Below are 24,476 nucleotides of genomic sequence, written 5' to 3' on the forward strand. Positions count from 1 at the left end.
ATCAGATGAAAAATACTATTTCGCATAGAGTTGCCGATTTTCTTAAGAACTTCCCTCCTTTTACTTTTTTAAATCAAAATGATATTGAAGTGCTTTCTGAGCAGATTTCAATTATTTACAAAGAAAAAGACAGTGTTATTTTTGCCGAAAACGAAGAAACTCACGACTCTTTTTATGTAGTGCACAAAGGTGCAGTAGCTCTTAGAAAGGGAGTGAAAAATGACACTATTGATATGTGCGATGAAGGAGATATTTTTGGCCTGAGACCCCTGATAGCAAATGAAAACTACCAGATGGAATCGAGAGCCTATGAAGAAACCATTCTGTATGCTATTCCTATTGCAGTTTTCAAGCCGTATGCGTTGATGAATAAGAATGTTGGAGACTTCTTAATTCAGAGTTTTGCTTCCAATACCCAAAATCCCTATTCTGAAAGTTATAGAGGGAAATTGTATGGCGAAACCTTGGCTGGAGATCTTTTGGATAATAAGCCTCAAATATTAGATATTCACCCTGTAAAATATTCTAAAAAAATAGTTACATGCTCCTCTGCAACTCCTGTTAAAGAGATTGCCCAAATAATGACCAAGAAAAATGTAGGCGCCATACTTGTCGTAGAAGATAAACTTCCTATAGGTATTATTACAGATAAAGATTTGAGGAATAAAATTGTCACTGGTGAATATCCAATAACATCTTCAGCTTCGGTAATTATGACAAGCCCAGTTATAACCTATCACAAAAAACTGACTACAACACAGGCTCAGATGGCCATGATGAAAAGCAACATTAGCCATATCTGCCTTACCAAAGACGGCACCCCTAATACAAAGGCTGTTGGAATTCTATCCAAACATGATGTAATGGTATCATTAGGAAATAATCCTGCTGTATTGATAAAAGCTGTAAAAAGAGCCAAAAAATATAAAGAAATAAAACCTATAAGGGCTAGCATCATGCAGTTATTGCAAGGGTATATAGACCAAAACATCCCAATAACATTAACATCAAAAATCATTACAGAATTGAATGATGTCTGCATTCAGCAAGTGATAACTATTGCGCTAAAAAAAATGAGTACACCACCGCCAGTAAAATTTGGCTGGCTGGCTATGGGAAGCCAAGGAAGAAGCGAGCAATTACTGCAGACCGATCAAGACAATGCCTTGGTATATGAAGATGTTCCCGAAGAATTAAAAGAAAAGACTAAGAAATACTTCCTGGAGTTAGCTGCTCACGTTAATAAAGGATTATTTGAAATTGGATACGAATACTGCCCTGCCGAAATGATGGCATCCAATCCAAAATGGTGCTTAAGCCTGGAAGAATGGAAAAAACTGGTACATCATTGGATCACAAATACTGGAAAAGATGAAGTCCTATTATCCTTTATATTTTTTGACTACAGCCTGTCTTATGGTGATAGCGAATTAGTAAACAAACTTTCGGATTTTATATTAGAGGACATAAAGGCTAATCCTGTATTTTATCTTCATCTAGTAAGCGGTGCTTTGCAGAGTCCATCTCCTACTGGGTTTTTCAGGCAATTTTTATTGGAACAGGATGGTGCGAACAAAGATTTCTTTGATATAAAAAGAAGAGCCTTAATGCCTCTGAGCGATGCTGCGAGAGTATTAATCTTATCGCATTCAGTAAAATCAATCAGCAATACTCCGGAACGTTTTGAAAAATTGGCCGAATTGGAACCTCAAAACAGAGAATTATATTTATCTTGTTCCTATTCCTATAGAGCGCTGTTAAAATTCAGAACCAAACAAGGATTGCTTCATAATGATTCTGGGCAGTATATTGCACTTGAACATCTTACAAAGTTAGAAAAGATTAAGCTAAAAAGCACTTTTAAAACCATTAAGGAACTGCAGGAAATTATTTCAATTCGTTTTAATCCATCAAACATATTGTAATGAAGAACTTTTTGACAGAATGGAAAACTCAATTATCTGATTTTTTAAAAATATCAAAAAAACCAATTGATGAATCACTTTTGTGCCCCGTTGAAAGTGTTCGTTTTGTAGTTTTAGATACTGAGACCACAGGTTTTGACTATGATAATGATCGGATTCTATGTATTGGGGCTATCACTTTGCAAAATAACATCATAGCCATTTCTGAAAGTTTCGAAATGTACATACACCAGGAACATTATGACAAAAGCAGTGTACAGATTCATGGTATTCTAAGGGATCTGGTTATGAAAAAACCTGGCGAATTAGAAGTTCTTCAGCAGTTTTTAGATTTTTTAGGAGATTCAATTATCATTGCCCATCATACTATATTTGATATCACCATGATCAATCGTGCTTTGGAACGAAATGGACTTCCTGCACTGACAAATAAAACATTGGACACTGCATTTCTATATAAAAAAACACTGATCAGATCTAATTTACTGGAATACAAGGATCATTATGCATTGGACGATCTCGCCGATAAATTTGATATTTCCAAAAAAGACCGTCACACCGCAATGGGCGATGCTTATATCACTGCTATTGCCTTCTTGAAAATTGTAAAAAAATTAAAAGAGAAAAAAACGAAAGGTGAATTTCTTTTAAATGATCTGTTTTATTATTAATTGAATTCAAGGTTCTTTTTTTAATTCTTGCCTCTGATTTATGCAGTGATTTCTCTTCCAAATACATTTTTCAGCTATTATTACGACCGGAGAGAAAATTTCTTAATACCCATTTTATATCCCTTACATTCCTGGAAACTGTTACCTGAAGGCATCAGATTTTTTCAAAGAGTCTGTATTTACTGTTAAAAACTCCAAAAAACATAAAATTTATATTTTTTGTAAAACAAAATACTTTTTCACACTTAAAACAACCGATTGTGTAAAAGCAATTCATATCTTTACAGCAAAAAAAACGAAATATAATTATTGTTTTAAAAAAAAACTAGTTAATAAATTGTATATATAAAAATAAAAACTATTTTTGTGTAATCGATTGCATAAATGATTATATTTCAATTAAGCTATTAAAAAAATTTAAAAACAAAAGATTAATGGATAATAAAAATATCGGTAAATATAGATGGACAATCTGCGCAATGCTCTTTTTTGCAACCACTATCAACTATCTTGACAGACAAGTGCTTTCATTGACATGGAGTGATTTCATTGCACCCGAATTTCACTGGACCAACAATGATTATGGAAACATTACAGCACTATTTTCTATATTTTATGCCGTTTCATTATTGTTCGCAGGAAAGTTTGTGGATTGGATGGATACCAAAAGAGGTTTTCTCTGGGCAATAGGTATCTGGTCATTAGGAGCCTGTCTGCACGCTTTTTGCGGTATAGCAACTGCTGGAATTATCACAGGAAATTGGTTTGTAGGTTTTGAAGGAGCAAAAGAGGCAATAAGTACTATAAAAGATACTAGCCTGATTATTTCAGTAAGTGTAACCTTGTTCATATTTGCCCGCTTTGTGCTGGCAGTGGGCGAAGCTGGAAACTTCCCTGCCGCTATAAAAACCACAGCCGAATATTTTCCAAAAAAAGATAGAGCTTTCTCTACCAGTATATTCAATGCGGGTGCTACTGTTGGTGCTTTGGCTGCACCTATAACTATTCCTTTTATTGCTAAATCTTTTGGATGGGAAATGGCTTTTATCATTATTGGTGCACTAGGTTTCGTCTGGATGGGGTTCTGGATTTATATTTATGATAAACCAGAAAAACACCCCAAAGTCAGTGCGGATGAATTGGCCTATATACAGCAAGATGCTGTCGCAGATAGCAAAATCATAGGCTATGTACCTGAAACTGCTGCTAAAGTATCGCTTATAGACTGCTTCAGATACAAGCAGACTTGGGCTTTTGCATTTGGCAAATTCATGACCGATGGTGTCTGGTGGTTTTTCCTATTCTGGACCCCAGCATACCTAAGCTCTGTGTACGAAATGGATTCAACAGAAGCTGCTTTCCCATTATTTGTTTTATATATGATCACCTTGCTTTCGATCATTGGAGGGTGGCTTCCAACTTATTTTGTAGAGAAAAAAGGGATGAACCCATACGATGGACGAATGAAAGCAATGCTGATTTTTGCATTTTTCCCATTATTAGCATTAATAGCACAGCCATTAGGATACATTTCATATTGGCTGCCTGTAATTATAATTGGTATTGCAGGTGCCGCACACCAGGCTTGGTCTGCCAATATCTTTACCACTGTTGGAGATATGTTCCCTAAAAAAGCAATTGCAACCATTACAGGAATTGGCGGATTGGCTGGAGGAATTGGATCTACATTAATAAATAAAGGCTCAGGGATGTTATTTGACTATAGCAAAGAAAGTGAAATGATATTTATAGGTTTCAAAGGAATTGAGGCTGGCTATTTTATAATTTTTTCAATATGCGCAGTATGTTATCTTATAGGCTGGATTGTTATGCGATCATTGGTTCCTGACTACAGCCCTATTACAGATCTTTAAAATTAAAACCAAACCAAAAAACAGCCAAAACCACACAATTACTCATGAATCAAACGAACGCTACAATAGGAAAATATCGTTGGACAATATGCGGCTTAGTTTTTTTTGCAACAACTGTAAATTATCTAGATCGGAATGTAATAAGTTACCTAAGGCCATTTTTAGCAGAAGCTTTTCATTGGTCACCTGAACAGGAAGTTATTGATTATGCAAATATTGAGATAGCTTTTAAAATTGCCTATGCCTTAGGAATGCTGATGGCAGGAGGATTTATTGATAAATTAGGAACAAAATTAGGTTATGCAATAGCAACTGGCCTATGGAGTTTAGCGGCTATCGGTCATGCTTTTGCGACTGGAACTGGAGGTTTTATAATTGCACGTATATTTTTAGGAGTCACTGAAGCGGGAAATTTCCCTGCTGCAATAAAAGCTACTGCTGAGTGGTTTCCTCAGAAAGAACGGGCATTAGCGACCGGCATTTTTAACTCAGGAAGCAACATCGGAGCTATAATTGTTCCATTATCTGTACCATTTATTGCTGAAAATTATGGCTGGCAATGGGCATTTATTGCAACGGGTATTATTGGCTTTATATGGCTGTTTTTATGGTTCGTCTATTATGAAGTGCCTCAAAAACAAAAACGCCTTTCACAGGCAGAACTTGAATACATTACTACAGACAAGACTGAAGCAATTGAAGAAGAAAATACAGAGAAAGCTTCTTGGCTAAAACTGCTTACTTTTCGCCAGACTTGGGCATTTGCAATTGGCAAACTATTAACCGATCCTGTCTGGTGGTTTTATTTATTCTGGCTGCCTGATTTCCTGATGAAGCAATATAAGCTTACTGCTACTGAAATTATCTGGCCATGTGCCTTGGTCTATGTTATTGGAAGCATCGGGAGTATTGGCGGAGGATGGCTCCCTTTAAAGCTGATAAACAAAAACTGGCCTGCATACAAAGCCCGCAAAACAAGTATGCTGCTATATGCAATTGCGGTTTTGCCAGTTTTGTTTTCACAGTATTTAGGATCAATTAATATGTGGTGGGCAATTCTTGTTATTGGTTTTGCTGTCTCTGCTCATCAGGCATGGAGTGCCAATATTTTTACAACAGTATCAGATATGTTTCCTAAAAACGCAACAGCTTCAGTAACAGGAATTGGAGGGATGTTCGGGGCGCTAGGCGGAATTTTGTTAACTTTACTGGTTCAGAAAAATATGTTTGTTTATTACACCAAAATTGGACAGATAGAAACAGGATACTTTATCATGTTCTGCATTTGCGGAGCTGCTTACTTATTAGCCTGGTTAATTATGCATATTTTGGTTCCAAAAATGAAAAAAGTAGAATTATAACATTCAAAAACAAATAAAATTGAATTTGAATTATGTTTTTTAAATATAAAAATATAATTTTGTGCAATCGATTACATAAAACTTGATATTATGACAAAATATAGTTTCAGATACGCCTCAAATCCAGAAGCAGTAAAACATTACGACACTAAACAATTAAGAGATGAATTCCTGATTGATAATTTAATGCAGGAGGATGAGATTGTATTAACTTATTCTCATTATGACCGATATATTGCTGGCTCAGCAGTCCCGGTTAAAGATTTAATTCTAGAGACCATTGATCCATTAAAAGCAGGGTATTTCCTTGAACGCAGAGAAATGGGAATTATAAATGTGGGAGGAAATGGCTCTGTAGTTGTTGAAGGAACAGTATATGAATTAGGTTTTAAAGATGCCTTATATATTGGAAGCGGTAATAAAGAAGTGATTTTTAAAAGTGCAGATTCAAAAAATCCTGCAAAATTTTATATCAACTCTGCTCCTGCCCACACCAGCTATCCAACTAAAAAAGTAAGTTTGGCTGAAGCTAAAAAACTGGAATTAGGCACAATGGAAACAGCAAATCACCGTACCGTAAATCAAATGATTATTGGCGGTGTTGTTACTACCTGCCAATTACAGATGGGTATGACCGAATTAAGGCCGGGAAGTGTTTGGAACACTATGCCTGCTCACGTTCACGACCGCAGAATGGAAGTATATTTTTACCTGGATATTCCAGAAAATCAAGCAGTATGCCACTTTATGGGACAGCCGCAGGAAACAAGACATATCTGGATGAACAATCACCAGGCTGTTATTTCACCGCCATGGTCAATCCACTCTGGTTCAGGCACAAGTAACTATACATTTATTTGGGGAATGGCCGGTGAAAACTTAGACTATGGAGATATGGATGTGTGTAAAATAACAGATTTAAGATAATTAATAACTATTAAATAAAAATTATGTCAATCAACCTTTTTGATTTAACTGGAAAAACAGCACTTGTAACCGGGGCAGTACATGGACTTGGAATGGCAATGGCAAAAGGACTTGGTCATGCTGGCGCAAAAATTGTTGTAAACGATCGTTCTTCACGAGAAACAGTTGATAATGCTGTTGCTGAATACAAATCAGCAGGAATTGATGCTTACGGATATATATTTGATGTAACCGATGAAGCAGCTGTAATTGAAAATATTAAAAAAATCGAGGCTGAAGTCGGCCCAATCGATATTCTGATCAATAACGCTGGAATTATCAAAAGAACTCCTATTGTTGACATGGAAGTTGCTGATTTTTCAGAAGTTATTAATGTAGATTTAATCAGTCCTTTTATTATGTCAAAAGCAGTTGCCAAAGGAATGATTGCCCGTGGAACCGGAGGAAAAATCATCAACATCTGTTCAATGATGAGCGAACTGGGAAGAGATACTGTAAGTGCTTATGCTTCTGCAAAAGGAGGTTTAAAAATGCTTACTAAAAGCATGGCTACAGAATGGGCAAAATTCAATATCCAGACAAATGGAATCGGTCCTGGATACTTTGCTACAACTCAAACTGCTCCTATTAGAGTAGACGGACACCCATTTAACGAATTTATCATTAGCAGAACACCGGCAAACCGCTGGGGAGATCCAGAAGATTTACAAGGCGCTGCTGTATTTTTATCTTCAAAAGCGAGTGATTTCGTTAACGGACACATCCTTTACGTAGATGGTGGAATTCTTGCAACTATCGGAAAACCATCAAACGAGTAATAATCTTTTAAGACGTTTATAATGAGTACTAGTTTCATACACGATAATTTTTTATTAGAAAATAAATTTGCTGAAGAATTATATCATAATTACTCCAAAAATCAGCCTATAATTGATTATCACAATCACTTAAACCCGCAGTTTATTGCCGAAGATAAAATTTTTGATAATATCACCAATGTTTGGATAAACGGAGATCACTACAAGTGGCGTGCTATGCGTACTTTAGGAATCAACGAGCAATTCATCACAGGGAACGGTTCAGATAAAGACAAATTCATAAACTGGGCAAAAACTGTTCCTTACACAATGCGTAATCCTTTGTACCATTGGACACATTTAGAATTGGCCCGTTATTTTGACATCACTGAACTATTAAACGAAAAGTCAGCAGAATCAATTTACGAGCAGACTTCTGCAAAAATAAATTCTCCAGAATACAGTACAAGAAACTTACTTAAAAAAGTAAATGCAGAATTTGTATGTACCACTGAAGATCCAATTGACAATTTGGAATACCATCAGCAATTGGCAAAAAGTGATTTCACTACAAAAGTAAGTACTGCTTTTAGACCTGATAAGGCAATCCTTATTTCAAATGACGGTTACAATGATTACATTGACACATTGGGTCAAGTGGCAGGAGTAACTATCAATACCTATTCAGATTTATGTTCCGCTTTGAGAAATAGAATTGAGTATTTTGACAAAAACGGATGCCGATTATGTGACCATGGTTTAGATCAGGTTTACTTTGAAAACTACACTGAAAGCGAAATAAATGCTATCTTCAAAAAGAAAAGAGAAAATGCAGTATTGAGCAATGAAGAAGCATTGAAATTTCAAAGTGCAGTTTTATTCTTCCTGTTTGAAACCTACCACGAATTTGGATGGGTACAGCAGCTGCACTTAGGAGCATTGAGAAACAACAATGCCCGTATGCACCGTATTCTTGGACCTGATACAGGATGGGATTCTATTGGAGATTACCCGCAGGCTCAAAAACTGTCTGGTTTCTTAAACGCTTTGGACAGCAAAGATAAATTAGCAAAAACAATTATTTATAATCTGAATCCTGCTGACAATGAAGTTATGGCTACCATGATTGGTAACTTTAATGACGGAAGCGTTAGAGGAAAAGTTCAATTTGGTTCAGGCTGGTGGTTTTTAGACCAAAAAGACGGAATGACCAATCAGCTGAATGCACTTTCAAACATGGGGCTTATCAGCTGCTTTATCGGAATGCTGACTGATTCCAGAAGCTTCTTATCTTTCCCAAGGCATGAATATTTCAGACGTATTCTTTGTAATCTTTTAGGAGATGAAATTAAAAGAGGCGAACTTCCTAATGATATGGAATGGATAGGCAAAATGGTTTCAGATATCAGTTATAATAATGCTAAAGAATATTTCAAATTCTAATTCATTTTTGAACCATTAAGACATTAAGGTTCATTAAGTTTTAAAAAAAATAGCAAGCAGAATAGGCCGATTTATTTTAAGAAAATAAGAATCATTATAATCTTTTAATCTGTAGCTAAATAAAAAATAAACCATTAAGATATTTAAGGTTCATTAGGCTCAAAACTTTATTTCCTTAATCTCTTAATGGTAAAAAGAAAATTTTTATTGGTAAAAAAAATAAAACAATATGAGTAAAGTAGTTTCATTCGGAGAAATAATGTTACGCCTTTCACCAGAAGGGAATTTACGTTTTGGCCAAGCTACATCATTTGGAGCAACTTATGGCGGAGGCGAATTTAACGTTGCTGTTTCTTTAGTAAATTATGGTGTAAACGCTGAGTTTGTAACACGATTACCAGAAAATGAGATTGGTACCTGCGCCTTAAGAGAAATGAGAAAAATGAACGTAGAATCCAAAAACATCGTTTTTGGAGGAGAACGTTTAGGAATTTATTTTCTTGAAACAGGAGCCGGAACACGAGGAAGCAACGTAGTTTATGACAGAGCGTATAGTTCTATGGCAACTATTGAAAAAGGAACTATAGACTGGGAAAATGTATTGAAAGACGCTGCGTGGTTTCACTGGAGCGGTATAACTACAGCTATTTCTGAAAGTGCTGCCGAAGCATGTTTAGAAGCTGTTAAAGCTGCTCATAAATTAGGACTGACAATATCATGCGACTTAAATTACAGATCCAAGTTATGGCAGTATGGAAAAACTCCAAGTGAGGTAATGCCTGAATTACTGCAGTACTGTAATGTAGTTTTAGGAGATATTGATACAGCTTATTTTATGCTGGGTAAAAACAAAGTAAATCCAAACTATCAAGACGAAAAATCACTTCCTGCTTTATATACAGCCTTATTTGATTTACTTCCTAATCTAAAAACAGTTGCCACTACCCTGCGTTATTCAGTTAGTGCTTCACATCAAAGAATCGGCGGTATATTATTTGACGGAAAAGCAATCTACCAAGGTGCAGTAAAAGAAGTTACACCAGTTATTGACCGTGTTGGAAGCGGTGATGCCTTTATGGGCGGATTAATTTACGGTTTATTAGAATATCCAAATAATAACCAAAAAGCATTAAACTTTGCAGTTGCAGCCTGCTGCTTAAAACATACCATTGCAGGAGATTATAATCTGGCAAGCTTAAAAGAAGTAGAAAATATGGCAGAAGGTGATTCCGCTGGATTAGTATCCAGATAAAAAATATTTAGAAGTTTCTAAGATGCTGAGTTACTAAGCTGCTAAGATTTAGTTCCTTTAAAAAACTCAGAAACTTAGTAACTCAGAAGCTCAGAAACTTAAAAAAAACAAAAATGGCAAAATATACGCGGTTAGAAGTTGCAGCAGCAATGAAAGAAACAGGATTAGTTCCATTGTTTTTCCATACAGATGTAACATTAGCAAAAAAAGTACTTAAAGCCTGTTATGACGGCGGCGCCCGATTGATGGAGTTTACCAGCAGAGGAGACTTTGCTTTTGAGATTTTTGGAGAACTCAACAAATATGCGATAAAAGAATTACCGGGAATGATTCTGGGGGTAGGATCGATTACTGATGCTGCAGCTGCTTCGCTTTACATGCAGCTAGGAGCAAATTTTATTGTTACTCCGGTCTTTAGAGAAGACATCGCTATCGTTTGCAACCGCCGAAAAGTATTATGGTCGCCAGGCTGCGGATCGCTTACTGAAATCGCAAGAGCAGAAGAATTAGGCTGTGAAATTGTAAAATTATTCCCTGGTGAAATCTACGGACCACAATTCATAAAAAGCATAAAAGGACCTTGCCCTTGGACAAGCATCATGCCTACGGGAGGCGTAACAACTGCCAAAGATAACCTGAAAAGCTGGTTTGATGCCGGAGCGACCTGCGTAGGAATTGGTTCTCAGCTTATAACCAACGAAATATTATTAAGCAGAGATGTCGATGTATTAGAAATTCAAGTCCGAAAAACATTAGCCACTATCAAGGAAGTCAGACAAAAATAAACCCATTAGTAAAATCTGATGTAAACCAAACAATATCAATAGTCTGTGCAAAAAAACAAGAGTGTTACGGTCCAGCTAACCACAACACTCAGCACTAATTATGCTCAAAATTTGCCGAGGAAATTGAAACAAAAAGCTCAATAAGCGATTGAATACTAGGGAAAAGCATTTAATCCCCAATCCTCATTAAAGGATTAAAACTAAAATTCCAGGATAACGGTCGTTTATTATTATAAAAAAATCAGGCTTATACTTTAAGCCCATAACAGTAAGGAAAAAATGAAAAATTTAAATAGAAAAAATTTAGGATTAGAGAAATTACAGCCTATCAAAGTAATTCAATTTGGAGAAGGGAATTTCCTGAGAGCTTTTATAGATCACGCTTTTCAAGAGCTGAATGAAACTGCAGATTTCAATGCTGGAATCGCTGTGGTACAGCCTATAGAAAATGGAATGGTGAACATGCTGAACGATCAGGACGGGCTGTACACATTATTCATGAAAGGATTGACAAAAGGACAAGAGATTCAAGAGAAAAAACTAATCACGAATCTTGTATCAGGAATTAATCCGTATACTGACTTTAATAATTATTTGGCTTTGGCCAAAGAAGAAGAACTGCAGTTTATCATTTCAAATACAACAGAATCTGGAATTGCTTATGTAAGCACTGATACTGCTGTAATGCAGCCGCCAAGTTCCTATCCTGCAAAACTGACTGTTCTTCTGCACGAAAGATTCAAGCATTTCGGCGGGGACAAAACGAAAGGATTAGCGATTATTCCTTGTGAATTAATTAATTATAATGCTGATACTTTAAAAGAAATTATCCTTAAATACAGCAGCGACTGGAATTTGGGAGCTGAGTTTGTTACTTGGATTAATGAAAGTAATTCTTTCCATAATACACTTGTAGACAGGATTGTACCAGGTTATCCAAGAGCTGAAATTGATGAATATAACAAGCAGCTGGACTACACCGACAATTTAATTGTTTCGGCTGAAAGTTTCTTCCTTTGGGTAATTGAAGGCGGTGAAGATCTGAAAGCAAAATTACCGTTCCACAAAACTAATCTAGATGTAAAAATAGTTGCCGATATGCAGCCTTACAGAACCCGAAAAGTTAGAATCCTGAATGGTGCACATACTGCAATGGTTCCTTTTTCATTGATGTATGGAAATGAAACCGTGAAAGAAACTGTCGATAATGACTTTACTGGAGCTTTTGTCAATAAAGCAATTTTTGATGAAATCAATGAAACAATTGATATGGACAAAAAAGAACTGGATCAGTTTGCAGAAGACATTCTGGATCGTTTCAGAAATCCATTTATCAAACACAACCTTTCCAGTATTGCCTTAAATTCTATTTCTAAATTTAAAGTAAGAGTATTGCCAAGCATTCTGGGCTACACTTCCAAGTTTGGCAAAGTGCCTGCCAACTTAACTTTTGCTTTTGCATGCCTGATCCGTTTTTATCAGGGAACTTGGAATGGAGCAGCTTTACCAGTAGATGACAGCAAAGAAATTACAGATGCTTTTAAGGCTATCTGGGAGAATAATATAACAAAAGCAGTAGAGCAGACACTTCAAAACACTGAGTTTTGGGATGAGGATTTAACTGCCATAAAAGGTTTATCTGAAGCAATAGAATTAGCCATAAACGAAATAAATACTAACGGAATCGAAGAAGGTTTTAAAAATTATTTAAAATCTTTTGAATCTGTATCGCTGTAATTAAAAACGAAAAGCTGTTTAGGTAACGCTTGCGTGAAGGATGGCAGTGGAGCTCTTTTTATATGTGGCTTTTTCTGCCTCATATAAAAAAGCGGGAACGAACAGCCTGACCCTTGTGGTCACGCCCAAATTAATAGTTTCTAACTTATTTAGCTTCAAAGCGGCTAAGATTTAGAAAGTATTTTTAAAGCTATAATATTAAAAATAAAACTTTGAAGCTTAGAAACTTAGTCTCTTAGCCACTCAATAAAAAAGTGAGTATAAATTTATAATTAAGTGAGATGCAAAAGAAATTAATAAAAGTAAACCCTACGGACAATGTGGCGGTTGCATTAGTAAATCTTGCTGCTGGCGAGGTCGTTTCTTTTGAAGGTGAAGACATCACCATCGAATCAGATGTGAAAATGAAACATAAAATTGCACTGCACGCTTTTGAAGCAGGGCAACGTATCATTATGTATGGTGTTCTGGTAGGCAAAGCAAGTGCGCCAATTGCAAAGGGAGGACTGCTTTCTACAGCAAATGTAAAACATGAAAGTGATAAAGTTACTGGAAAAACCGAAACTATAGCCTGGAATGTGCCCAATATCGATAAATGGAAAGACAGGACTTTTCTTGGATATCATAGAGAAGATGGACAAGTTGGAACTGAGAATGTCTGGCTGTTTTTCCCGCTGGTTTTTTGTGAAAACAGAAATATCGAAATTTTAAAAGATATTTTTGAAAAAGAATTGATGAAGCCAAAAGAAAATGACTATCAATTGTTATTGCGTTCACTTATCAATTCAGAAAATGGTTCGAATGAAACTGCTGCAAAAACAGCTGAAAATGATGTGTTCAAAAACATTGAAGTAAAGTTTATCACGCATCAAGGTGGCTGTGGCGGTATCCGTCAGGATTCACATAGTTTAGCAAAACTTTTGGCTGGTTATGTAAATAATCCAAACGTTGCAGGAGCTACAGTATTGAGTTTAGGCTGCCAAAACCTGCAGATTTCAATCTTCAAAGAAGCCATGGATGCCATAAATCCAGACAGCAAAAAACCAGTTTTAATTTACGACCAGCAGTCCATTGGAACTATTGAAGCAATGATGAGCAGTGTGGTAAAAGATACTTTTGAAGCTATAAAGGAAGCTAATAAAATAGAAAGAACACCAGCGCCATTATCCAAATTAAAAATTGGTCTGGAATGCGGCGGTTCTGACGGATTCTCTGGTATTTCTGCCAATCCAACACTGGGAGTAACTTCGGATCTGCTTACGGCATTGGGAGGAACAACTATTCTTTCAGAATTTCCAGAATTATGCGGTGTTGAGCAGGAATTAGTCAACCGATGCAATGATGATGCTGATGGAAAACGTTTCTTGGAATTAATGAAATGGTATGAAAAAACGGTGGTTGACGCGGGTTCGGGATTTGATATGAATCCTTCGCCAGGAAACATTAAAGACGGATTGATTACAGATGCTATGAAATCTGCAGGAGCTGCAAAAAAAGGAGGAACCTCCCCTATTGTCGGCGTTTCTGATTATGGAGAATACATTACGAAACCGGGATTGAATCTGCTTTGTACTCCAGGGAACGACGTAGAATGTACAACAGCGATGGTTGGTTCTGGCGCTAATATGGTATTATTTACAACAGGTTTAGGAACCCCAACAGGAAATCCAATCGCACCCGTTGTAAAAGTGTCTTCCAATTCTGAACTTGCCAGAAAAATGTCTGACATCATTGATATTGATACCGGGGGCATTATCACTGGTGAAAAATCAATTGATGAAATGGCAGATGAAATGCTTGAATTTATAATTGATGTTGCGAGCGGTACTATAAAAACCAAAGCAGCAATTTTAAATCAAAATGATTTTATTCCTTGGAAAAGAGGAGTTTCATTATAATACCAAAGAAAGTTTTTTTAGATTATTTTGTTAAAAAAAAGCTGTTAGATAATTTTTCTAACAGCTTTTGATTTTTAGAATAAAAGTATTTTAAAGGCATATTATTTTATTCTTGTAGAAGATTTTCGAATGTGCAATTCAGGATTAAGCACCACTTTCTTTTCAATTTTTATTTTATCAGTATTATTTATCTGTTCCAGAAAAACTTTGGCAGCCATCTTCCCCATCTCCAGTGGTGATTGATCTACAGATGAAATTGACAATTCCATAAATCGTGTAAAAGGCTCATTTCCAAAACCAAAAACACAAAACTCTTCGGGAATCTTTATACCTCTTTCTTTCAATTCCTGAATGGCTCCCAGAGCGGCAAAATCACTGGAAGAAAAGATTCCGTCTGGCGGGGGATTCAAAGCCAGCAATCTTTCGACCGCCTGTCTTCCAGCATCAACATTACTTTTTACTTGAAAAACATAATCTGGATTGAATGGCAAACCACTGTCGGATAATGCTTTCTGGTATCCTTTATTTCTATTATCATAAATTTCCAGAGACTGGTCGCCAGTTAAATGAGCAATACGCTTGCATCCTTGCTCAATAAGATTTTTGGTAGCCAAATACCCCCCTTCCAAGTCATTGATGGTTACAGAGCTGACTCCGTCCATTTTTTTCTTTCGGTCAAAAAAGATTAAGGGCACATTTTTGTCAACCACATTTTTTATTACATGATCATTTTCTTCAGAAACATTGGAAATAGACATCAAAATCCCATCGACCTGTGCATTTAGCAAAGTACTGATGTTTTCAATCTGCCTCATTTCGTCTTCAAGTGTCTGGCAGATAATTACATGATAGCCTTCCGGGCGCAATTCTTCTTCTATTCCTCTAATAACCGAAGCAAAAAAATTACTATCAATGCGGGGAACTATAACGCCAACGTTATTGCTTTTGCCACTGCGCAGCGATTGAGCCAGTTTATTCTGCTTATAATTCATTTTAGCTGCGGTATCCAATACAAGCTGTCGTGTAACCTGACTTATTTTAGGATTACCATTTAATGCTCTGGAAACAGTAGCAGCTGTAATATCCAGTGCTTTGGCAATATCGTAAATTGTCGTTTTTTGATCCATTCTGGAATTTGAAGTATAATTTATAGCTGTAAAAATAAAATAAAAAAATTAAATAATTTCAGCAATGTTATCGATTGCATAAAATTTAATTTATTCTATAATTTTTGAATTAAAAGCAATAGTTAAAACTTAATAAATTTATAAAATTAAATATAAAATAAAGAATATAGCAAAAATAACCGCTTTTTATTTTATTTATAATTTTTTATTCGACATTTTTTTGTTTATATAAAAATTATACGTAGGTTTGTGCAATCGATTACATAATTACAATTACACATTCAGCAAAAGCTCCCTGATGAAACTATTCAAATCACATACAATTTTGAAAAACACTTCACAACAGATAAACATTTTTGTAGTGTGTGCATTAGCAGCAGCGTCAACAGCTTTTGCACAAGAAAACAATCCAGCAGAACATTGGGAGAAAATCGAAACTATAGTAAAATCGGTTAAATACCCAAGTTTTTCAAATAAGGTGTATAACATTCTGCAGTATGGAGCGCAATCCAGCATTACATTCGACAATACCGCATCAATTAATAAAGCTATCAAGGAATGCAACCAAAACGGAGGCGGAACAGTAGTAATACCAAAAGGAAAATACTTATGCAAAGCCATCCATCTGGAGAATAATGTTAATCTTCACTTGGATAAAGATGCTGAAATTCTTTTCAGCACCAATCCGAAAGATTATTATCCATTAGTCCACACTTCATTTGAAGGTACCGAATTCATGAATTATTCACCATTAGTTTATTCATACAAAAAAAACAATGTAGCCATAACTGGCGAAGGAACTTTAAACGGTCAAGCTGACATGGAAAACTGGTGGCCTTGGGCAGGCAGCGAACAATATGGATGGCAAAAAGGAATTTCTTCTCAGAGCGATCCTCTCAATCGATTGCGCTTGGTAGAAATGGCAGAAAACGGCATTCCTGTTACTGAAAGGATTTTTGGTGAAGGGCATTATTTGAGACCAAATTTTGTAGAATTTTTTGAATGCAAAAATGTACTTATTCAAGGAATAACGATTATTAATGCTCCATTTTGGGTTATTCATCCCATAAAATCAGAGAATGTAATTATAGATGGAGTGACTATCAATAGCCACGGTCCAAATAATGACGGCTGTGACCCTGAATATTCAAAAAATGTAATCATTAAAAACTGCACCTTTAACACTGGAGACGACTGCATTGCTATCAAATCGGGCCGCGATGCCGATGGCAGAAGAACAGGTATAAAAAGTGAGAATATCATTGTACAAAATTGTACCATGTTTGATGGGCATGGCGGTGTTACTATAGGAAGCGAAATATCTGGGGGAGTCAGCAATGTATTTGTAGAAAACTGCAAAATGAGCAGTCCTAATCTTGATATTGCCATTCGATTAAAAACCAATACCAAAAGAGGTGGCCTGATAGAAAACTTTTATGTAAGAAATATAGAAATTGGACAAGTTAAAGAAGCTATATTGAAAGCAGATATGTTTTATAATGTACATGGCAATCAAACAGGAGCTTTTATGCCTAGAATAGAAAATATTTATCTGGAAAATGTAAAGGTAAAAAATGGCGGAAAATACAGTATTCTAGCAAAAGGACATATTGAATCTCCCATTAAAAATATCACTTTTAAAGACGTAACTGTCGAAAGCGTAAAAGAACCTTATTCAGTAGAAAATGTAAATAACCTAAAATTTATAAACACAAACATCAATGGCAAATTAATAAAGAACTAAAATAAAAAACCAACAATAAACTATTTATAAACAACCAAACAATTATTTTTATGAAAATAAAAGAACATTTTAAAAACGGCATAAGCTTTTGTTATGTCTTAACCCTTTTATTGGGGCTTTTCATGACCAATGAAATGGCCGCTCAAAAAAATACTACAGTTAGTGGTATCATAAAAGACGATGCTGGATTATCTATGCCTGGGGTAAACATACTTGAAAAAGGAACCGCAAACTCTACAAGCACTGATTTTGATGGTAAATTCAGCTTAAAATTAACTACCGATAATGCAGTATTGGTAGCAAGCTTCATTAGTTTTCAAACACAAAATATTACGGTTGCCGGCAGAACTTCTTTAGAAATTAAATTAAAATCTGAAGAACAGACATTAAAAGAAGTGGTTGTAGTTGGATATGGATCGGTAAAAAAATCAGATGTGACTGGGGCAATCAGTACTATTAAACCAGAGACAATTACTGAAAGAAATGCAATAAATCCATTAGAAGCCATTCAAGGGAGTACGCCTGGTGTGCAGATCACTTCCAGTACAGGCCGTTCTGGGGATGGATACAAAGTGGTAATCAGAGGTAATAACTCTTTGCTGACTGATGCAACACCATTATATGTGGTAGATGGTGTACCTACAGACAATATTGACTTTTTGAACCCACAGGATATTGCCAGAATGGATGTTTTAAAAGATGCATCATCTGCAGCGATTTATGGATCAAGAGGTGCTAGTGGAGTAATTATAATTGCTACAAAAAACGGAACATCTGCTAAAAGTGGTATCAGTGTATCTGTAGAATCATCATATGGAACTAAAAAAGCAGTGAGATTGCCAGAATTCATGTCAGGAGCTGAATGGTGGCAATATCATCAAACTGCTTACATGAGTGCAACTCCTTTAACACAAACACCAAAACAGCTTGCGGACTTAGCTGGAAATCAAAGCCCGGTATTAGTGGCTAGAGCGAACAGCGGATATAATTTTGACTGGTATGATGCAATATTGCAAACAGGAATGACATCTAACAATTATATTAACCTATCTGGAAGAGCTGACAGTGGTTTAAGCTACAACATGGCATTTGGTATTCAAAAGGATGAAGGACTTATTGACAAAGACACTAATGACAAGTATACATTCAAGTTAGGTGTAAACCACCGTATAAACGATAAATTTTCAACAGGAGCTAACCTGACCATGGCACGTGTTGAAACAGAACTGGGAAGTGATCTTGCCATGCAGGAAGGAACCAGATTCAGTCCTTTGTTATCTCCATGGGCAGTAGATGCTGATGGGAATGAAATTATAGGAGAATTATTTTTTCAACCAGGAAAATTAACATATCCAAACAGTACCGTATTTGCGATCAATAAAACAAGTTCAGTCAATCCATTCATGGAAATTGCTAACTCTACACAAACTCAAAAAAGCTGGAAAACTATCGGTAACGTATACTTTCAATACCAGGCTCTTAACTGGTTATCATTCAAAACTTCGTTTTCAGCAGGTGTTAACAATGGCGTAAACAGCTCAGCTTATGGTGCACAAACAACAGCGGGTGTAAAATTGGGGAATATCAATTCAGCTTCTATCAAAAACATGCAAAATTTCAATTATACCTGGGATAATCAAATTGACTTGAAGCATACATTCAATGAAGTTCACAATGTAAGCGCACTTTTATTACAAAGTTTTTATTCTAATACAGATGAAAATTCATATATGTTTTCAAACAACCAGCCATTTGATGTTGGTTCAAACAATATGGGTTCAGGAGTACAAACTAGTTATCAGATAACTTCTGGGTACGAAAGAAACACATTAAATTCGTATGCAGTGCGTTTAAATTATGGATATAAAGACAAATATTTAATTACAGCATCAACCCGATGGGATGGTTCTTCAGTTTTGGCAGAAGGAAATAAATGGACTAGTTTTCCATCTGTAGCTTTGGGATGGAATATTAGCAGAGAATCCTTTTTAGCAGATAGCAATGCTGTCTCAAATTTAAAATTACGTGCAAGTATCGGTTATACAGGAAATGACAATGTAGCTCCTTATACTTCTCAAGATTTATTAAACCAGCAGACTTTCTATGCCAATGGCGGAAATGTTGTATCAGGATGGCAGTCTAAAAACTTAGCCAATACAAATTTGACTTGGGAAAAAACAAGAGAGTTAAACTTAGGTCTTGATTTCGGTTTCTTATCTAATAGAATTACAGGAACAGTAGATGTTTATGACCGTCTATCTGATAAATTAATACAAGAGCAGAAATTACCATATGAAACGGGCTGGGATAAAACCTATGCCAATGTAGGATCTGTAAGTAACAAAGGTATAGAGATAGGATTAACTACTAAAAATATTAAATCAAATTTAGTTGATTGGGAAACCAGCTTTACTTTTACTAAAAACGTAAATAAATTAGAATCTATCTATAACCAGGATCAAACTAGTGATATTGGAAATAACTTAATTCTAGGTTCAGAGCTGAAACCAAACTACAACTACATTTATGACGGAGTTTGGCAAGAAAGCGAAGCTGCCGAGGCTGCTCTTTATAAAATGGCACCAGGTCAAGCAAAAATCAAAGATTTAAACGGTGACGGAAAATTCGATTCAGAAGACAGAACTGTAATTGGCAATGTAAATCCAGAATGGCAAGGAAGCATGTACTCTAAATTAAAAGTAGGCAACTTCGATTTCAATTTCTCTATATTGACTAGCCAAGGACAGACTGTACTGAGCAGTTTTCACAAAAATTTTGCCGATGTTAGCGGAAGGTCATTTCAAAAAATAAAAATGGATTATTTTATCCCTACAAACGGTGCGGGTTTAACGCCTAATGCCTCAAATGAAAATCCAAGACCAGGACCGGTAGCAACTGGAGCTGGTGCTTTTTGGGGATCCAACATGGCTTACTATCGAGAAGTTGATTATGTAAAAATTAAAAACATATCTTTAGGCTATACTTTTAACACGGAATTGTTAAAAAAGCTAAAAATGAGCAATCTTAGAGTCTATGTAAATGTATTAGACCCATTTGTTTTTACAGATTTTGATGGATATGATCCAGAATGGGCTGGCGCAGCTTTCGGTATAAATCGTCCAGCATCTGTTACAACTCAATTAGGGCTAAGTGTTAAATTTTAATAAGATATAAAATGAAAAAAATAATAATAGTATTAGGGCTAATCGCTACAGTATTCAGTTCCTGCAATGATTATATTGAAGAGGAAAGCTTATCAAATGTTCCTGCTGATGCCACTTATAAAACTGCCAAAGGATTTCAGTTATTAGCAAATTCAAACTATGCAACCCTCAAAAATATTTATGGCGGTGCACCATGGCTATTTTGTTCTGGAACAGATATGTATTCGGAAGGACCAACTCCAGAACCAGCAGGATTGAGCCAATACACTCAATTAATACCAGATGCTGAAGGTGTTGAGCAATTGTATTTAAGCTGCTACCAGGCGATACAGTCTGTAAATAAAACTGTTTATTATTCGGCAATTACAGAACAAACGCCTAATATTCCATCAATAGTAGCAGAGGCTAAATACATACGAGCAAATGCGTATTTCTTATTAGTACAAACCTATGGCGGAGTTCCAATTGTGGATGAAAACATTAATAGTGCTGTTATATCATTCAACAGAAATTCAGCTGAAGAAGTATACAGCCACATTATCAAAGACTTGGAAGAATCCCTTGCTAATATTGGGACAGCACCATACGCATCTACTGGAAAAGTAAATAAGAGAGCGGTTCAGGATTTATTGGCAAAAGTATATCTGACAAGAGGTTATGAAACTTTTGGAAAAGCTGCAGATTTCACTAAAGCAGCTGCCTATGCCGATGAAGCAATTGCTGGACAAGCATTAAACATACCTTTTGATCAATTATTCAAGCCAGGCAATGATTTGAATGCCGAAACTATTTTCTCAGTACAATACGACAAGGCATCAACAAGTACTAGTCCTGGAACATTAGGAAATAGCCAGTTTTACTACTTCAGTTCGTACTTAGGAGGATCGGAAACCGGCGCTCCTTTAAGAAGCAAGAATTTAATTGCTACAAATTATGCACTGGGATTATTTGAAAAAGGCGATCAAAGATGGGGCGCTACTTTTATGACTGAAATGGTTCAAGGACCAGAAGTCCAAGCAAACGGATCGGTTAAAACAATTCTTTATTATCCTTTTTACAGAAGCTCAAATCCTTCTGCATTGCAAGTGAGACACTTTTATGAGCCAAAATGGTTTACTCCAGCCGATAAAACAGCTTGGGAAACAGCCCATGCTGGCAGATTAGCTTCAAATTTTGTATACCACCCATGGGGAGAGTATTCTGCTGAATTTGTTCAGACTGGCAACAAAGGAAGTACAGACTGTTATGGAATACCAGTTAGAAAATTTGATGATCCCGATCCAACAACACCAGTAGGAACTGCAACAAACAATCTAGTAAGTACAAGAGATATTATTTTATCACGATTAGGTGAAACCTATTTAATTGCAGCCGAAGCTTATTACAAAGCAGGTAATTCATCTACGGCATTAGCACGCCTAAATGAAGTTAGAAGAAGAGCTGGAGGAGGTACTGCAGGAGTAATACCTGTGCTGACAACTATTGACATTAATACAATATTAGACGAAAGAGGAAGAGAACTGCTAGGAGAATATAAAAGATGGTTTGACTTAAAACGTACTGGAACATTAGTAGAAAGAAATGTTTTATACAACCCTAAAGTTCTTAATGCAAGCGTTTTTAACGGTGTAGGAGGCAATCTTAAAATTCTAAGACCAATACCTCAAAAAGCTTTAGATTTAAATCAAAATAAGGATTTCCCGCAGAATCCAGCATATTAATACCTGTAATAGTTTTAGTTTTTTGTTATTTATGAGTTTAGTAGAAATAGGAGTTTGAGTTAAAAATCAAACTCCTATTTTAAATTAAAAAAGTCTTGAAGAAATAAAATGAGAAAATCGCTGATAATATTTTTTTTAACTTCTCTTGTCATTCAAGCACAGACCAAAAACACAATAGATACATCCTATACGCCAAAAAGTGTATATCATAAGGAGATAAAAAACTATCCTTTTATAACCTTGATCCAGCCCAGAAACCACCCCAATGTAATAGAAAAAAAAGAAATAGTTTATTACAAAATAAAGGACAGACAGCTGCACTTAGATGCATATTATACAAATAAAAAAAATCCAGCCATAATTATCCTTCACGGAGGAGGATGGAAATCTGGCAATAAATCCCAGATGGAGATTTTTGCACAAGAAATGGCTTCAAGAGGATTCTCTTGTTTTACAATAGAATATAGATTATCGCAGGAAGCAAAATATCCTGCTGGTATTTTTGATGCTAAAAAAGCGATTCAGTTTATCAAAATAAATGCTGAAAAGTTCAACACAGATACTGCTAAAATTGCTATATTAGGTTGCTCTTCGGGAGGACAGATGGCTGCTTTAATAGGATCAACAAATAATAACAGGCACTTTGAAAACAAAAGCTTAAACAAAACAGCCAGCACGGTGCAGGCAATTGTGGATATAGATGGAATCGTGGCATTTAAGCATCCCGAATCTGAGGAAGGGTCAGCAGCATCACAATGGCTTGGAGGAAGTTATGATGAAAAACCTGAGACCTGGAAAGAAGCTTCGGCTCTAACCCATATTGATAAAAATACACCTCCTGCCCTATTCATTAACAGCAGCAAAAAACGGTTTCATGCAGGAAGAGATGATATGATTGCAATATTAAACCAATATAAAATTTATAACGAAGTCAAAACTTTTGAAAATTCGCCACATTCTTTTTGGTTTTTAAATCCCTGGTTTGATGAAACAGTAAATACAACAGTACAATTCTTGAACAAAATATTTAAAATAGATTAATAATATCTCATAATTCACACAATGAAAACAGTTTATACAATTGCAGCACTATTATTGGCAGGATTTACTGCTGTTAATGCCCAAAACAAAATCAATGTCCCAGCAAATGCTAAAACTTATGCAGAAATATCCCTTAAAGAAGGCGGTAAATGGGAAGGACGAAAATACGTTGGAGGCGTTTTTAAAAATGTCGAAAAACTTAAATTAGCCAAAGAACATACCGATCATTCTTTTGATATCCGATATGAAGGACCAGGATGGGAAAGCAACAAAATAGGATATCGCCTGTATCTGGATTGGAGAAATGCTATTGATATTTTTGGAAAAAAAACCGAAGCTGTTATTTTGCCTCAAGTGGGACAAGAAGGATTTGACTCCTATCACAATATGCAGGATTGGGGGGCTGATATCCTTAAAGCTGGAAAAGGAATCGGAATCGGCTCTATCGATCGTTATCTGAACAATGAAAAACTGCATTTCTATGAAGTAGATTCTACTTTTGCCAGTGTCGAAAACCAAGCTAAGCAATCTACTGTAAAAGTAGAATATTATGGCTGGAAAACAGCTTCAGACAAAATTGACTTCACTTCATATTTAACTATTACCCCGGACCAGCGCTATACCAAACACACTTTTAAGGCATCAAAGGAAATTAAAGGAATCTGTACCGGAATCGTTAAGCAGAAAAATACTGAGTTTTTTAAAAAAGAAAGCCAGAACAAAAAGTGGGCATATATTGCAACTTATGGGGTACAATCTTTAGTTCCAGACAATTTAGGCATGGCAATTTTTTACGAAGTAAATACTGTAGAATCTCTAGAAGATACAGATCTGGACTATCTTCTGGTATTTAAGCCAACTGCACAATCAACTTCTTTCTATCTTCTGGGAGCTTGGGAACAAGAAAAAAATGGTATCAAAAACAAAGAGGAGTTTATCAAATACCTGGATGAAAAACTATCTGTTTTAAACAAGAAAAGCAAACTCTAATTTAGTAAACATTAAAAAA

Annotated in this window: 17 protein-coding genes; 16 read left to right on the plus strand and 1 reads right to left on the minus strand. The window is 35.8% G+C overall.

Features of this window, described 5'->3' with window-relative positions; all coding sequences use genetic code 11:
- The first annotated feature begins 5 nt into the window (after window positions 1-5).
- The 11 genes from ABEG11_RS04680 to ABEG11_RS04730 all read left to right on the plus strand — a co-directional run bounded on the left by ABEG11_RS04680 (window position 6) and on the right by ABEG11_RS04730 (window position 14,670).
- Window positions 6-1,925 (plus strand): DUF294 nucleotidyltransferase-like domain-containing protein, encoded by a 1,920-nt coding sequence (locus tag ABEG11_RS04680; RefSeq protein ID WP_348823040.1) that lies wholly within the window; start codon window positions 6-8, stop codon window positions 1,923-1,925.
- Complete coding sequence (locus ABEG11_RS04685; protein WP_348823041.1) at window positions 1,925-2,596, plus strand: 3'-5' exonuclease; 672 nt, start codon at window positions 1,925-1,927, stop codon at window positions 2,594-2,596. The genes ABEG11_RS04680 and ABEG11_RS04685 overlap by 1 nt, the downstream gene beginning before the upstream one ends.
- A gap of 434 nt (window positions 2,597-3,030) precedes the next feature.
- Window positions 3,031-4,470, plus strand: a complete 1,440-nt coding sequence (locus ABEG11_RS04690) for an MFS transporter (protein ID WP_348823042.1) — start codon at window positions 3,031-3,033, stop codon at window positions 4,468-4,470.
- A gap of 44 nt (window positions 4,471-4,514) precedes the next feature.
- A complete protein-coding gene (locus ABEG11_RS04695; protein WP_348823043.1) occupies window positions 4,515-5,831 on the plus strand; it encodes an MFS transporter in 1,317 nt (438 codons plus the stop codon).
- Window positions 5,832-5,921: 90 nt separating this feature from the next.
- A complete protein-coding gene (gene kduI / locus ABEG11_RS04700; protein ID WP_348823044.1) occupies window positions 5,922-6,758 on the plus strand; it encodes a 5-dehydro-4-deoxy-D-glucuronate isomerase in 837 nt (278 codons plus the stop codon).
- A 23-nt stretch (window positions 6,759-6,781) separates the two neighbouring features.
- The gene (locus tag ABEG11_RS04705; protein WP_348823045.1) at window positions 6,782-7,576 is read left to right on the plus strand and encodes a gluconate 5-dehydrogenase; all 795 of its coding nucleotides are present in this window, start codon (window positions 6,782-6,784) and stop codon (window positions 7,574-7,576) included.
- Between the two features lie 21 nt (window positions 7,577-7,597).
- Window positions 7,598-8,998, plus strand: coding sequence for a glucuronate isomerase (gene uxaC, locus ABEG11_RS04710; protein WP_348823046.1), 1,401 nt, complete (start codon window positions 7,598-7,600; stop codon window positions 8,996-8,998).
- A gap of 229 nt (window positions 8,999-9,227) precedes the next feature.
- On the plus strand, window positions 9,228-10,250 hold the full coding sequence (locus ABEG11_RS04715) for a PfkB family carbohydrate kinase (protein ID WP_348823047.1): 1,023 nt from the start codon (window positions 9,228-9,230) through the stop codon (window positions 10,248-10,250).
- A gap of 113 nt (window positions 10,251-10,363) precedes the next feature.
- Window positions 10,364-11,035, plus strand: coding sequence for a bifunctional 4-hydroxy-2-oxoglutarate aldolase/2-dehydro-3-deoxy-phosphogluconate aldolase (locus ABEG11_RS04720; RefSeq protein ID WP_348823048.1), 672 nt, complete (start codon window positions 10,364-10,366; stop codon window positions 11,033-11,035).
- 279 nt (window positions 11,036-11,314) lie between these two features.
- Complete coding sequence (locus tag ABEG11_RS04725) at window positions 11,315-12,772, plus strand: tagaturonate reductase (protein ID WP_348823049.1); 1,458 nt, start codon at window positions 11,315-11,317, stop codon at window positions 12,770-12,772.
- Window positions 12,773-13,053: 281 nt separating this feature from the next.
- Complete coding sequence (locus tag ABEG11_RS04730; RefSeq protein ID WP_348823050.1) at window positions 13,054-14,670, plus strand: UxaA family hydrolase; 1,617 nt, start codon at window positions 13,054-13,056, stop codon at window positions 14,668-14,670.
- A gap of 101 nt (window positions 14,671-14,771) precedes the next feature.
- Here ABEG11_RS04730 and ABEG11_RS04735 read toward each other — a convergent pair whose 3' ends face one another.
- The gene (locus ABEG11_RS04735) at window positions 14,772-15,797 is read right to left on the minus strand and encodes a LacI family DNA-binding transcriptional regulator (RefSeq protein ID WP_348823051.1); all 1,026 of its coding nucleotides are present in this window, start codon (window positions 15,795-15,797) and stop codon (window positions 14,772-14,774) included.
- 298 nt (window positions 15,798-16,095) lie between these two features.
- Between ABEG11_RS04735 and ABEG11_RS04740 the strand changes: the two genes are divergently transcribed.
- The 5 genes from ABEG11_RS04740 (at window position 16,096) to ABEG11_RS04760 (ending at window position 24,457) form a co-directional block, all read left to right on the plus strand.
- Window positions 16,096-17,541 carry a glycoside hydrolase family 28 protein gene (locus ABEG11_RS04740; RefSeq protein WP_348823052.1) on the plus strand — a complete coding sequence of 482 codons (1,446 nt, stop codon included), beginning with the start codon at window positions 16,096-16,098 and terminating at the stop codon, window positions 17,539-17,541.
- 50 nt (window positions 17,542-17,591) lie between these two features.
- On the plus strand, window positions 17,592-20,705 hold the full coding sequence (locus ABEG11_RS04745) for a SusC/RagA family TonB-linked outer membrane protein (protein WP_348823053.1): 3,114 nt from the start codon (window positions 17,592-17,594) through the stop codon (window positions 20,703-20,705).
- A gap of 11 nt (window positions 20,706-20,716) precedes the next feature.
- Window positions 20,717-22,426: a RagB/SusD family nutrient uptake outer membrane protein gene (locus ABEG11_RS04750; RefSeq protein ID WP_348823054.1), complete on the plus strand. Its 1,710-nt coding sequence runs from the start codon at window positions 20,717-20,719 to the stop codon at window positions 22,424-22,426.
- A gap of 108 nt (window positions 22,427-22,534) precedes the next feature.
- Entirely contained in the window at window positions 22,535-23,467 is a 933-nt protein-coding gene (locus ABEG11_RS04755) for an alpha/beta hydrolase fold domain-containing protein (RefSeq protein ID WP_348823055.1), read from the plus strand.
- 21 nt (window positions 23,468-23,488) lie between these two features.
- Window positions 23,489-24,457 (plus strand): DUF4861 family protein, encoded by a 969-nt coding sequence (locus ABEG11_RS04760; RefSeq protein WP_348823056.1) that lies wholly within the window; start codon window positions 23,489-23,491, stop codon window positions 24,455-24,457.
- The last annotated feature ends 19 nt before the right edge of the window (window positions 24,458-24,476 follow it).

Source organism: Flavobacterium aestuarii, from assembly GCF_040049115.1.
Taxonomy (GTDB): Bacteria; Bacteroidota; Bacteroidia; order Flavobacteriales; family Flavobacteriaceae; genus Flavobacterium; species Flavobacterium aestuarii.